The following is a 12,627-nucleotide window of genomic DNA, read 5'->3' as shown; positions in this document are numbered from 1 at the left end:
AGCTTTGCAGCAGCAATCGCCCAATCAGGAGAGCGGCATGAAATATATCGGCGCACACGTCAGTGCATCAGGCGGCGTGGACCAGGCAGTTATCCGTGCCCACGAACTCGAAGCCACAGCCTTTGCGCTGTTCACCAAAAATCAGCGCCAGTGGAAAGCCGCACCGCTGTCAGGGGAAGTGATCGATGCGTTTAAAACCGCCTGCGATCGTTATAACTTCACCTCCGCGCAGATTCTGCCGCACGATAGCTATCTGATTAACCTCGGCCATCCGGTGATGGAAGCTTTGGAGAAATCGCGCGAGGCTTTCTTCGATGAGATGCAGCGTGCCGAGCAGTTGGGTTTGACCTTGCTGAACTTCCATCCGGGCAGCCATCTGAAGCAGATTGAAGAAGAAGCCTGCCTGAAGCGTATCGCCGAATCGATCAACATCGCGCTGGATAAAACCAGCAGCGTGGTGGCGGTGATCGAAAACACCGCCGGTCAGGGCAGCAACCTCGGTTTCCGCTTCGAGCACCTCGCCACCATTATTGAGCACGTGGAAGATAAGTCACGCGTTGGCGTGTGCATTGATACCTGCCACGCGTTTGCTGGCGGTTACGATCTGCGTACCGAAGAAGCCTGCGCCGAGACCTTCAGCGACTTTGAGCGCATCGTCGGTTTCCAGTATCTGCGTGGCATGCACCTGAATGATGCCAAGAGCACGCTGGGCAGTCGCGTCGACCGCCATCACAGTTTGGGTGAAGGCAATATCGGTAAAACCGCGTTTAGCTGGCTGATGAAGGATAAGCGTTTTGATGGCATTCCAATGATTCTGGAAACCATCAATCCGGATATCTGGAAGGATGAGATTGCGTGGTTGAAGTCGGAGCAGCAGGGTTAATTATCTGACAAAAAAACAAAAAGGGAGCCGAGGCTCCCTTTTTCACGTCTGGCGAAAATTACGCTGCTTTTACCAGCTCGTCTTCCGGACGTTTCAAGATGGCGTAGCCGAGACCCGCTACCGCAGTACCAATCACAATCGCCAGCAGATAACCCAATACTGGGGTAATCGCGCCTGGAATCAGCAGGACAAACAGACCACCGTGCGGTGCCATCAGTTTCGCGCCAATCGCCATGGAAATCGCACCGGTGACCGCGCCGCCAATGATACAGCACGGCAGCACACGCATTGGGTCACGCGCTGCAAACGGAATGGCACCTTCGGAGATGAAGCACAGACCGAGTACCAGCGCCGCTTTACCCCCTTCCTGCTGACCTTTGTTGAACTTACGACGCGCAACCAGCGTCGCCAGGCCCATCGCCAGCGGTGGCACCATACCGGCCGCCATAATGGCCGCCATCGGTGCGTAGGTTTGTGAACTCAGCAGACCAACACCAAACGCATAGGCCACTTTGTTCACCGGGCCGCCCATGTCGGTACACATCATGCCACCGAGAATCGCGCCCAGCAGTACCGCGTTCGCCGTACCCATGTTGGCCAGCCAGGTTGTCAGGCCAGTCATGATGCCCGCAACCGGCTTACCTACTACGTAAATCATCAGCAAACCGGTAATCAAACTCGCCACCAGCGGAATGATCAGAATCGGCTTCAGCGCTTCCATACTCTGCGGCAGTTTTACTTTGCTGCTGAGCATCTTCGCGGCGTAACCGGCAATGAAACCGGCGATAATGCCGCCAAGGAAACCGGCGTTAATGCTGGTCGCGATCATACCGCCAATCAAACCTGGCGTCAGACCCGGACGATCCGCAATTGAGAAGGCAATAAAGCCGGCTAATACAGGCACCATCAGCGCAAAGGCGCTGCCGCCGCCAATCTGCATCAGCGCCGCCGCTAAGGTGCCCGGCTCTTTAAATGCGGTGATACCAAAGGCGAATGACAGCGCGATGCTCAAACCACCGGCAACCACCATCGGCAGCATGTAGGACACACCGGTCAGCAGGTGACGATAGGCACCGGCTTTCTCTTTGCTATCGCCCTGCGCGCTGGCAGCCTGATTGCCGCTCGGCTGATAGGTTTTCGCTTCGGCCTGCGCTTTATCCAGCTCCTGCGCGGTTTTCTTCAGCGCCAGACTGGTTGAAGTGCGGTACATCGGCTTACCGGCAAATTTCGCCAGATCCACGTCGATATCGGCTGCGACGATCACCAGATCGGCCGCCGCCACTTCTTCTGGGGTAATCGCGTTGCCTGCACCCACAGAACCGCGGGTTTCTACTTTCACCCACCAGCCACGCTTCGTCGCTTCGGCCTGAATAGCTTCGGCGGCCATAAAGGTATGCGCCACGCCGGTTGGGCAGGCGGTTACCGCCACAATGCGTTTCTGAGCACCGCTCTGAGCAGCCACTGGCGCGGCAGCGGTTACAGCCGCAGGCTGCCAGGTTTTGGCACTCGCTTTGGCTTGATTGATTGCCGCCAGCGGATCGCGCAGCGCCTGCTGCACATCAACCAGCGCCAGCGATTTACCGGCCAGCTCTGCGTCGTTTGGCGCATTGTGGCCAGCAACCAGCACCAGTTCAGCTTCGGCGGCATTATCGATCAGCGTCAGTCCGGCTTGTGCCGCCGTCGCGCGTAAACGTTCCAGCGCCAGATGTCCTGAAGCCAGTCCCAGTGAAGAATCTTTTATCAGCAGCGTTTTCATTATCGCTCTCCTGCTGTTAGTTAACGGGTTGTAAGTCGACGCGCGCCATCATCGCGGCCAACTGGGTACGATCTTTAACGCCAACGTTGCTTTGGCTGACGGCCATCGCCGCCACTGCCGTCGCCAGACGCAGCGTGTGCTCGCTGGATTCACGCATCAGCAAGCCGTAAATCAGGCCGCCGACCATCGAATCGCCGGCACCCACGGTGCTGACCACTTCGCAAGCAGGCGGTTTGGCAATCCATTCGCCGGAGGCATTCACCCACAGCGCACCTTCCGCACCGAGAGAAATCACCACGTGCGCAATACCTTGCTCACGCAGTTCATGTGCAGCACCGATTACGTCTTGCAGCGCAGGCAGTTTGCGACCAGCCCAAATTTCCAGCTCGCGGCGGTTCGGTTTCACCAACCACGGCGCGGCTTTCAGGCCGGCGACCAGCGCTTCGCGACTGCTGTCGAAGATGATGCAAGGACACAGCGTGCGCAGATCGCTCATCCATTTGGTGAAGGCTTCTGGCGCCACGCCGGCTGGCAGGCTGCCGCTGACGCACACCATGTCGAACTGGCCAAGCCAGGTGAGAGAATCGGCCGTGAAGCGATCCCAATCCTGCGCGGTGACCTCAAAGCCAGAGAAATTCAGGTCGGTCACATCGCCGTCTTTTTCGGTCAGCTTAACGTTGATGCGCGTACGGCCCTGCACTACCTGAAAACGGTTGGCGATGCCGAGTTCGCTGAACAGCTGCTGAAAGCCGTCCTGATTCTCTTTGCCGAGGAAACCGCCGACGGTGACATCGATACCGAGATCCTTCAGCACTTTGGCAACGTTGATGCCTTTACCCGCCGCGTGCAGACCGGTGGTTTTCACCAGGTTAACTTCGCCGCGCTCGATTTCTGGCGTGTAACCGACCAGATCGTAAGCCGGGTTTAATGTAATTGTTGCGACACGACGACTCATGCTGCCCCCTCGCCTAAACCGGCGTTAATGGCTTCTTCAATCGCGTTCAGCGCCTGCTGTGCATCTTCGCCGCTGGCGGTAAAGCGCAGGCGATGGCCTTTTTTCACGCCCAGCGCGACAACTTTCATCAGGCTACGGCCGTTAGCGGGTTTACCGCTGCCGTCGAGATTGGTCACGGTGATGTCGCTGTTGAACTGTTTGATCACGGTCACCAGCGCCGTGCCCGGACGCGCATGCAGACCGTGTTCGTTGCGGATGGTGAATTCAGCGGTCAGCAGCTCAGCAGCTTCGTCGACTTCGCTGGTCAGCAGCGCCAGAATCCCGGCGGCATCGGCTTTCAGCAGACGTTCAGCTTTGTTGCTCAGCAGCAGGTTGCTGAGATAACCCAGCACCTCCAGCGGACGCTGATCGTTAGCCGCCACAGTCAGCAGCAGCGCGACGTTTTCGCCCTGATGCTGGAATGGCGCAGCGGCGCGGCTTACGGCCACTGCGCTGCCGAGATTGCCGTTGGCGCTGTCGCTAAGCCAGATGCCCTGACCGAGGCTCAGCGGTGCGCGGGAAATCACGTCAGCAATAAAGGACGCGTCCACCGCGCCTGCAGCCTGCAGACGACCGGCGTTCAGTGCCTGTAAAGTGATTAAATCGCTGGCCGCCACATCAACGGCAATCAGCGAGGTATCGAATTTGAATTCTGCTGCCTGGTTTTCGCCCATCAGCAGCGCACGCAGATCTTCCGCCGAGGCGGTTTTCAGCTGTTCAGCAATGCTGTCATCACTTAATACGTGAGTGAGCTGGCGCAGCAACGCGAGGTGTTCATCCGATTTAGCGGCAATACCGATCGCCACATACGCCGTTTGCCCTTCGCCCCAATCCACGCCCTGCGGGAACTGATAAACCTGGACACCGGTTTTCAGCACCAGGTCGCGGGTGTCGGTGGTGCCGTGCGGAATGGCGATGCCGTTACCCAGGAAAGTGGTGGTTTGCTGTTCGCGCGCCAGCATGCCGTTAACGTAGCCTTCGGCCACATTGCCTGCAGCGGTTAACGCAGCGGCAACCTGACGAATGGCCTCTTCTTTATTCTGTGCGCTAGCACCGGTATGAATGGCCTGAACTTCGAGCTGGAACATATCTCTCCTCGCTTGCTGTGTTGAATCGTTTCAGCTAGATGATGAAAAAAGATGCTATGCATCGCGGACTTAGCCGGAATGACAACGCTGAAACGTTTCAGGGAATATGGTACAGCCACGTACAGCAGGCAAGAAAATGCGCGATCTGAGTAGCAGATTTTTGACGTTCCGCACACTTCATGTTGGATTTAAGATTTTTACGTGCAGGCAGGCTGATGCTTTTGCTGTACAGAGCAACGGCATTAAGCCAAATTCTTCAGCTGTGCGTCAGCTAGCGCTTCAGGGCGCCGTCTCGGCTTCCAGTTTGAGCAGAAATGTCATGGCGCTATCACGGCTGCTGCCGCACATTTCCGCGCTGGGCTGTAAACCGGCACAAACCGCCGGGCGCAGCGGTGACCCAAAGATTTTGCAGCGCTGCTGCTCATCGAGCTGCACGCAACGCGTGTTGGCCGGCTTGCCGTGCGGCATGCCTGGAATCGGGGACGAGATTGAGGGGGCTGTGCAACAGGCACCGCACTGGTCACGACAAAACATCATGCGCTCCTGTAGACAATTCGCCGCGACAATAACAGTCCCAGACCGCGAATGCCATGCAGCGGCAACAATTTTACATTGGCTGACTTGCCAGTTTTTCGCCGCGCGAGTAACGTGACGCGCATTAACCTCCTGTCAGCGAGAAAAACACCATGCCAAAGGCAAATGAGATCAAAAAAGGGATGGCTGTCACCTGGAACGGCAAACTGTTGCTGGTGAAAGACATTGATGTACAGAGCCCAAGTGCTCGCGGTGCCGCGACGCTCTATAAGATGCGTTTTACCGATGTCCGCACCGGCCTGAAAGTGGAAGAGCGCTTCAAAGGCGACGATATTATTGACGCCATTTCGCTTAGCCGCCGTGCCGTCACCTTCTCTTATATAGATGGTGATGAGTATGTGTTTATGGATGACGAAGACTACACGCCGTACAACTTCAAAAAAGACCAAATTGAAGAAGAGCTGCTGTTTATTCCTGAAGGTGGCATTCCCGGCATTCAGGTGCTGACGATGGACGGCCAGGTATTGGCGCTTGAACTGCCACAAACCGTCGATATGGAAATTGTTGATACTTCGCCGGGCATCAAAGGTGCCTCCGCCAGCGCCCGCTCCAAACCCGCTGGCATGAGCACCGGCTTATCCATTCAGGTGCCGGAATACCTGAGCAATGGCGATCGCATCCGCATTCATATTGCGGAACGTCGTTATATGGGACGCGCTGACTCATAACGTGCTTCCGTCCGGCGGCCGGTGATTGTTATAGTATAACAAGGCCGTGCGCGCCGGATGTCTCTCATCCGCGCGCGATTTATTCTCTTTTTTTGGGAGCCCTTTTGTGACGCGCGTAAACCTCATCACCGGATTTCTCGGCAGCGGAAAAACCACCACTCTGCTGCATCTGTTAGCCAACAAACCCGCCGATGAAAACTGGGCGATTCTGGTCAACGAATTTGGCGAAATTGGCATCGACGGCGCACTACTGGCCGATCGCGGTGCCACGCTGAAAGAGATTCCCGGCGGCTGCATGTGCTGCGTTAACGGCTTGCCGCTGCAGGTTGGGCTGAACATGCTGCTGAAGCAGGCGAAACCCGATCGTCTGATTATTGAACCCACCGGCCTTGGCCATCCCAAACAGCTGCTGAACATGCTGCGTGCTGCCGTCTATCAACCCTGGATTCAGGTGGATGCCACCTTAACGCTGCTCGATCCGCGTCAGCTCGCCGATGCACGCGTGGTGGAGAATGAGAACTTCCGCGATCAGCTGGTGGCGGCCGATATCATCGTGGCGAACAAAAGCGATCGCTGGAGCGATGATGATCGTCAGCGTTTGCAGGATTGGCAGCAGCAATTTTTGGGCGAACGTCAGCTGGTGGAAGCGGCGTGGGGACACATCGATCCCGCGCTGTTGACTCAACCCGCCTTGGCGGATCGTGCGGTTCCCGATGCAGCACATCACCATCATAATTCACGCCCACAAGGCCTGGCCGCACTGAAACTGGATGGCCAGGCGCGCTGGCGTCGTGCGCTAAATGAAGGCCAGGGCTATGCTTCCTGTGGCTGGATTTTCGATGGTGAAACCGTGTTTGATACGATCAAGGCGCTAGAGTGGGCAAGGCATGCGCCGGTAGATCGCGTTAAAGGTGTGTTGCGCACTGCCGATGGTTTAGTGAATATCAATCGCCAGGGCGACGATCTGTTTATAGAAACCCGCCCTACCACACCGCCGGATAGCCGCATCGAATTGATTCATCATCAGCCTGCTGACTGGAACCTTTTGCAGACCGCTTTGTTGAAGATTCGTTTAAATTAGATGCGTTAGGTTGCCCCGTTGTTTTCACTTTGAGTCTATTTTCTATGCGCGCTTCTCGATTAATCACCATCCTGCTGCTGAATGCGCTGGGCGTGATGCTTTTCCTTTCATGGTACCTGCCGCCGGATCACGGGTTCTGGTTTGGTATCGATAAAGCCATCTTTTATGGCTTCAATGACCAGATGGTTGATCACCACGGTTTCGCGCTGTTAGTGGCCATCACTAATTTCCGCGGCTTCGATGTGGTTTCGCTGCTGGCCATGGGTTTGCTCTATTTAAGCTACTGGCGTCGCGAAACACCGCAAGGTCGTCGCCGTTTGCTGGCCATTGGCATCACGATGCTGCTCAGCGCTGTGGTACTCAACCAGCTCGGTCATCTGCTGCCGGTGCAACACTCCAGCCCAACGCTGTTCTTTGAAAATGTGCATCGCGTAAGCGAACTGACCGGCATCCCGGCCAAAGATGCGTCGAAAGATAGCTTCCCTGGCGACCACGGCATGATGCTGATGATCTTCACCTGCTTTATGTGGCGCTATTTCGGCTTCCGCGCGTTTCTGGTGGGTTTGATGATTACCGTGGTGTTTGCTCTGCCACGCGTGATGGCGGGTGCGCACTGGTTTACTGATATCGCTGTGGGTTCGTTGTCAGTGGTGCTGGTTGGCATGAGCTGGTGCCTGTTAACGCCATTCAGCGACAAGCTGGTGAATTGGCTGAACCGTTCGTTGCCAGGCAAATATAAGCCGCGCACGTAATTGTTAAGCGCGAGTGATCATAGAACAAAAAGTCGATCGCTCGCGCTTATTTAAAACCTGAATAAACTATTAGCAAACTAACATTATTCAGGTAAAAGAAAAGATTATGACGAAAAACGCGGAACAATAGCCTTAATCCTAAGCTGTCCAGCCCGAACCCTCTTAAAATCGGCCTTAGCGCCAGAATTACCCCCTTATTGCACCGCTGTTTGGCTATTAAATCGCTGCCAATTGTTGATAAACTCGCCATTGTGTTACAGATTGATTTCACATCGAAAAAACCTTTGAATATTTATATAAAAGCACTCGCCACGCGGTCTGTAATCGGTTAACCTCAAATCCGATTAGTAAGCAACAGCATAAAATGCGGTGCTTAAAGCTACAAAAATGTGTGCATTAACACATTTTAGTAATTAAGGATTTGTCTTAGACGGCCGTACTTATTAATCTCAACCCGTTTTGTCATCTGGCTGACGACATTCTGTCGTAAGGAAATCGAAGGAAAACACGTACAATGGTCAAGTCTCAACCAATACTGAGATACCTCAGGCGGATCATTCCCGCGGTAGCACTCGCAACACTTTTATCAGCATGTAGCAGCACCCATAACGGTCAGAACGCGAATAACGAGAATCATGAAGTTAACAACCAGAATGGTTTTTTACTTCAAGCGTCTCAGGACGAATTTGAACAGATGGTGCAGAACGTGGACGTTAAGTCCCGCATCATGGAACAGTACAGTGACTGGAAAGGTGTACGTTATCGCTTAGGCGGCGACACCAAACGTGGCATTGATTGTTCTGCTTTTGTTCAGCGCACCTTTCGCGAGCAGTTCGGTTTAGATTTGCCACGCTCAACGTCAGAACAGCAAGACACCGGCAAAGAAATTTCACGCAATAAATTGCGCGCAGGTGACTTAGTGCTGTTCCGCGCCGGTTCTACCGGTCGCCACGTGGGCATCTATCTTGGCAACGATAACTTTGTTCACGCGTCCACCAGCAGTGGCGTAATGATTTCCAACCTGAATGACAGTTATTGGAAAAATCGTTACCGCGAAGCGCGTCGGGTTCTTGCTAAAAACCCAAGCTAACGTATTTCTTTGATGATCCTCTCAGCCAGAGAATCAGAAAACGCTGCCCCGGCAGCGTTTTTTTTCGCCCGCAGTTTTTAACTCAAATCCAACCGATAAAAAGTAATTGAGAATCAAAAATATAACGAGACATTCTTCGCGCTCTCGTTATATTCTCGTTGACTTCCTGATACCCAGATATTGCGCTGCAGACACCGTTATCACCGTGGCTGCGGTCTGAAGTGGGTAGTGACCAAACGATAAACATAATAAAAAATGGCAAGACAAGGGGAATGCACTCCATGCCACTGTCAGGGACATTAAAACACCACAGCAGTTATTCACGCCGTATCGCCTGGCATAGCGCGATTATCGGCGCGGGATTCTTTCTGCTTTTTGTCACCGTGCTATTAGCACTCACCTGGCAAAAACGCGTACAACAACACGAACAGCTTCTGGCACACAGCCGCGACGATTTACAACAGGTGATTGCAAGCCTGGTCGAGACACTTTATCCCTTACAGCAATACACCCAGTTAGCCTGCAACAACGTCAGTCGTGAGCTCACTTCACGCGCCGCCTTTGCCGGTAATATTCGCGCCATCCTGCTGGTGCGTGACGGCAACGCTTACTGCTCTTCGGCCACCGGCGCTTTTCTCATGCCGGCCAACGATATTTCTCCTGAGTCTGAACTGGAACGCGATCGCGATATGCGCTTGCTGGAAGGCACGCCATTGCTGCCGACAAAACCGGCGCTGGCGCTGTGGGTGAAAAATCCAGGTTCGGCAGAGACCGGCATTCTCGCCACCATGAACATCAGCCTCACGCCTTATCAGCTGCTGGCCTCTTATCATCCCGAAATCACCGGCATGGCGCTGGTGGTCGGCAACAAAGCGCTGCTGAGCGGCAGCAACAACGTGGTACGCGCCAGTGATTTACCGGCATCGCTGCATCAAATAGCCTTTAATAACAGCGATCTGCACTTCGTGCTGTTTGGTACCACCTTAGCGCCACGCGATTACTCACTGACGTTGCTGACCGGCATACTCTTCTCACTATTGGTTTCCGCCATAAGCTGGTTGTTACTGACGCGACATCAGCGGCCGGGCAAAGAGATCATGCAGGGAATTAAACGCGGTCAGTTTCATGTTGAATACCAGCCGCTGGTCACCGCGCATGATGGGCAACCTTACGGCGTGGAAGCGCTGCTGCGCTGGACGCATCCCACTGAAGGCATGATTCCGCCGGATGCCTTTATCAGCTACGCCGAAGCGCAAAACCTGATTATTCCGCTCACTCAGCATCTGTTTACGCTGGTGGCGCGTGATGCCCAGTTTCTCTGTAAACAGCTGCCGCGCGGCACGCGCCTGAGCCTCAATCTCTCGCCGCTGCATCTCGCCTCAGAGAGTTTCCGGCGTGATGTCCAGGCATGGATTAGCATCATGCCCGCCGATCACTTCAACTATGTGTTTGAAATTACCGAACGCACCATGGTCGGTGAAAAAAGCGCGGGAGAAATCTTCGCCTGGCTGCATGACAACAATTTCAAAATTGCGATTGATGATTTCGGTACCGGGCATAGCGCGCTGATCTATCTGGAAAAATACCCGTTCGATTACCTGAAAATCGATCGCGGCTTTGTGCAAAGCATTGGTACAGAAACCGTTACCTCGCCGGTTCTCGATGCGGTGCTGCTGCTGGCGAAAAAGCTCAATCTCAAAACCGTGGCTGAAGGGGTTGAAACGGGCGATCAGGCGGCGTGGCTGGTGAATCGCGGCGTGACGCATTTGCAGGGCTATCTGTTTAGTCGACCGCTGCGACCTGAAAACCTCGTCAGCTATTATCAACGTCAGCGCGCGCTGAGTTAACATCACGCGAACCCCATGAAACTGCTACCATAAAGTGCGGAACACCACAGGAGATCGCCCCACTTATGCTGCTGCGTCTTGTCACAGCGTTGTTCATTTGTAGCGCCATTGCGCCGCTGCATGCCGCCACCATCAACGAAAGCTATGCCTTCGCTAAGCTGGGCGAGCCGAAATATGCGGTGAATTTCACTCACTATGATTACGCCAATCCCGCCGCGCCTAAAGGCGGCAAAATCACGCTGGCGGTGGTCGGTACCTACGACAACTTCAATCGCTTCGCCTCGCGCGGCAATCCCGGCATTGGCACCGATACGCTGTACGACGGCCTGTTTACTACCTCTGATGATGAACCTGGCAGCTACTATCCGCTGATCGCGGAATCAGCGCGCTATCCCGACGACTATCGCTGGATGGAAGTGTCAATCAATCCTCATGCGCAGTTTCAGGACGGAACACCGATTACCGCGCAGGATGTGGCTTTTACCTTTCAGAAATTCATGACGGAAGGTGTGCCGCAGTTCCGCGTGGCGTTTCGCGACGTTCAAGTCAACGCGCTTAACCGCCTCACCGTGCGCATCGATATGCCGAAGCCGGACAAAGATCGGATTCTCAGCTGGCTGACGCTGCCGGTGATCCCGGAAAAATTCTGGCAAAACAAAAAGTTTAATGAGCCGATTGGCTATCCGCCGCTGGCCAGCGGGCCATATCGCGTCACTTCCTATAAATCGGGTCAGTTTATCCAGTACAGCCGGGTGAAAGATTACTGGGCCGCCAATCTGCCGGTGAATCGCGGGCGCTTTAATTTCGACACCCTGCGTTATGACTATTATCTTGATGACAACGTGGCGTTTGAGGCCTTTAAAGCCGGCGCTTACGATTTGCGCGAAGAGAGTTCCGCCAAGAAATGGGCGACGCAGTATCGCGGCCGCAACTTTGACAGTCACGCCATCGTCAAATCGACCATTCCCAACACCGTTTCCACCGACACGCGCTGGCTGGCGTTTAATAATGAAAAACCGCTGTTCGCCGATCGCCGCGTACGCGAAGCCATCACGCTGGCGTTCGATTTTGAGTGGATGAACAAAGCCTTGTTCTACGGCGCATATAAACGCACGCGCAGCTATTTCCAGAACACTGAATATGCTGCGCTTGGCTATCCCAAAGCCGAGCAGTTGATCCTGCTGGCTCCCTACAAAGCACAGTTGCCGCCGGAAGTGTTCAACAATGAGTATGCTCCGCCACGTTCTGACGGTAGCGGTTTCGACCGCGGCAACCTATTGAAAGCCATGAACTTGCTGAAAGCCGCGGGCTGGGAGATTAAAAATCAGCAGCTGGTGAACGTGAAAACTGGCCAGCCGTTCCGTTTCGAACTGCTGATGCGCAGCGGCACGCAAAACGACTGGGCGCTGCCGTTCCAGCACAGCCTTCAGCGTCTGGGCATACAAGTCTCGCTGCGCCAGATTGACAGTTCGCAATATTTACGGCGTTTACGCGAAGGTGACTACGACATGATTCCGTCACTCTATTATGCGATGCCGTGGCCCTCCACCAGCTTGCGCACCATCTGGCAGTCTGAGTTCATTAACTCCTCATGGAATACGCCGCGCGTGAAAGATCCGATCGTCGACCATTTTGTGCAGCAGATCGTTGAGCATCAGGGCGATGAGAAAGCGCTGCTGCCGCTTGGCCAGGCGCTGGATCGCATCCTGCTGTGGAATGCCTATATGATTCCGATGTGGTACAGCGCTGAAGATCGTATGGCGTACTGGGACAAGTTTTCCCATCCCGAGATTAAACCCGCGTTTGCTACCGGTCTGGAAAACTGGTGGTACGATGTGAACAAAGCCGGGCGATTGCCGGCCGATCGACGCTGA

At 54.6% G+C, this 12,627-nt stretch carries 11 protein-coding genes; 7 read left to right on the top strand and 4 right to left on the bottom strand.

From position 1 onward, the window contains the following. The first annotated feature begins 37 nt into the window (after positions 1 to 37). A complete protein-coding gene (gene nfo / locus HX773_RS16120; RefSeq protein WP_176972354.1) occupies positions 38 to 883 on the top strand; it encodes a deoxyribonuclease IV in 846 nt (281 codons plus the stop codon). 58 nt (positions 884 to 941) lie between these two features. On the opposite strand, the gene fruA is transcribed toward nfo, so the two are convergent. The 4 genes from fruA to HX773_RS16100 form a co-directional block, all read right to left on the bottom strand. Then, the gene (gene fruA, locus HX773_RS16115) at positions 942 to 2,639 is read right to left on the bottom strand and encodes a PTS fructose transporter subunit IIBC (RefSeq protein ID WP_176972353.1); all 1,698 of its coding nucleotides are present in this window, start codon (positions 2,637 to 2,639) and stop codon (positions 942 to 944) included. A gap of 16 nt (positions 2,640 to 2,655) precedes the next feature. After that, the gene (gene fruK / locus HX773_RS16110; protein ID WP_176972352.1) at positions 2,656 to 3,594 is read right to left on the bottom strand and encodes a 1-phosphofructokinase; all 939 of its coding nucleotides are present in this window, start codon (positions 3,592 to 3,594) and stop codon (positions 2,656 to 2,658) included. After that, positions 3,591 to 4,721 carry a fused PTS fructose transporter subunit IIA/HPr protein gene (gene fruB, locus HX773_RS16105; RefSeq protein ID WP_176972351.1) on the bottom strand — a complete coding sequence of 377 codons (1,131 nt, stop codon included), beginning with the start codon at positions 4,719 to 4,721 and terminating at the stop codon, positions 3,591 to 3,593. The genes fruK and fruB overlap by 4 nt, the downstream gene beginning before the upstream one ends. A 279-nt stretch (positions 4,722 to 5,000) precedes the next feature. Beyond that, positions 5,001 to 5,255, bottom strand: coding sequence for a YkgJ family cysteine cluster protein (locus tag HX773_RS16100; protein ID WP_101763700.1), 255 nt, complete (start codon positions 5,253 to 5,255; stop codon positions 5,001 to 5,003). Between the two features lie 152 nt (positions 5,256 to 5,407). On the opposite strand from HX773_RS16100, the gene yeiP reads away from it, so the two are divergent. The 6 genes from yeiP (at position 5,408) to HX773_RS16070 (ending at position 12,627) form a co-directional block, all read left to right on the top strand. Then, entirely contained in the window at positions 5,408 to 5,983 is a 576-nt protein-coding gene (gene yeiP / locus HX773_RS16095; protein WP_176972350.1) for an elongation factor P-like protein YeiP, read from the top strand. Positions 5,984 to 6,089: 106 nt separating this feature from the next. Further along, complete coding sequence (locus HX773_RS16090; RefSeq protein WP_176972349.1) at positions 6,090 to 7,064, top strand: GTP-binding protein; 975 nt, start codon at positions 6,090 to 6,092, stop codon at positions 7,062 to 7,064. Between the two features lie 44 nt (positions 7,065 to 7,108). Then, positions 7,109 to 7,816, top strand: coding sequence for a phosphatase PAP2 family protein (locus HX773_RS16085; protein WP_176972348.1), 708 nt, complete (start codon positions 7,109 to 7,111; stop codon positions 7,814 to 7,816). Between the two features lie 514 nt (positions 7,817 to 8,330). Continuing rightward, the gene (mepS, locus tag HX773_RS16080) at positions 8,331 to 8,906 is read left to right on the top strand and encodes a bifunctional murein DD-endopeptidase/murein LD-carboxypeptidase (protein ID WP_008105015.1); all 576 of its coding nucleotides are present in this window, start codon (positions 8,331 to 8,333) and stop codon (positions 8,904 to 8,906) included. A gap of 281 nt (positions 8,907 to 9,187) precedes the next feature. Beyond that, positions 9,188 to 10,753: a cyclic di-GMP phosphodiesterase gene (locus HX773_RS16075; protein WP_176972347.1), complete on the top strand. Its 1,566-nt coding sequence runs from the start codon at positions 9,188 to 9,190 to the stop codon at positions 10,751 to 10,753. 65 nt (positions 10,754 to 10,818) lie between these two features. Continuing rightward, positions 10,819 to 12,627 (top strand): extracellular solute-binding protein, encoded by a 1,809-nt coding sequence (locus tag HX773_RS16070; RefSeq protein WP_176972346.1) that lies wholly within the window; start codon positions 10,819 to 10,821, stop codon positions 12,625 to 12,627.

The sequence above is a fragment of the Pantoea sp. B9002 genome (assembly GCF_013385945.1).
GTDB lineage: Bacteria > Pseudomonadota > Gammaproteobacteria > Enterobacterales > Enterobacteriaceae > Pantoea.
This window is presented reverse-complemented; position numbering and strand designations above follow the sequence as displayed.

What these genes read in the sequence shown, in the direction of transcription:
- nfo (WP_176972354.1), top strand. Translation starts at nt 38, where the DNA reads ATGAAATATATCGGCGCACACGTCAGTGCATCAGGCGGCGTGGACCAG.
- fruA (WP_176972353.1), bottom strand. Translation starts at nt 2,639, where the DNA reads ATGAAAACGCTGCTGATAAAAGATTCTTCACTGGGACTGGCTTCAGGA.
- fruK (WP_176972352.1), bottom strand. Translation starts at nt 3,594, where the DNA reads ATGAGTCGTCGTGTCGCAACAATTACATTAAACCCGGCTTACGATCTG.
- fruB (WP_176972351.1), bottom strand. Translation starts at nt 4,721, where the DNA reads ATGTTCCAGCTCGAAGTTCAGGCCATTCATACCGGTGCTAGCGCACAG.
- HX773_RS16100 (WP_101763700.1), bottom strand. Translation starts at nt 5,255, where the DNA reads ATGTTTTGTCGTGACCAGTGCGGTGCCTGTTGCACAGCCCCCTCAATC.
- yeiP (WP_176972350.1), top strand. Translation starts at nt 5,408, where the DNA reads ATGCCAAAGGCAAATGAGATCAAAAAAGGGATGGCTGTCACCTGGAAC.
- HX773_RS16085 (WP_176972348.1), top strand. Translation starts at nt 7,109, where the DNA reads ATGCGCGCTTCTCGATTAATCACCATCCTGCTGCTGAATGCGCTGGGC.
- mepS (WP_008105015.1), top strand. Translation starts at nt 8,331, where the DNA reads ATGGTCAAGTCTCAACCAATACTGAGATACCTCAGGCGGATCATTCCC.
- HX773_RS16075 (WP_176972347.1), top strand. Translation starts at nt 9,188, where the DNA reads ATGCCACTGTCAGGGACATTAAAACACCACAGCAGTTATTCACGCCGT.
- HX773_RS16070 (WP_176972346.1), top strand. Translation starts at nt 10,819, where the DNA reads ATGCTGCTGCGTCTTGTCACAGCGTTGTTCATTTGTAGCGCCATTGCG.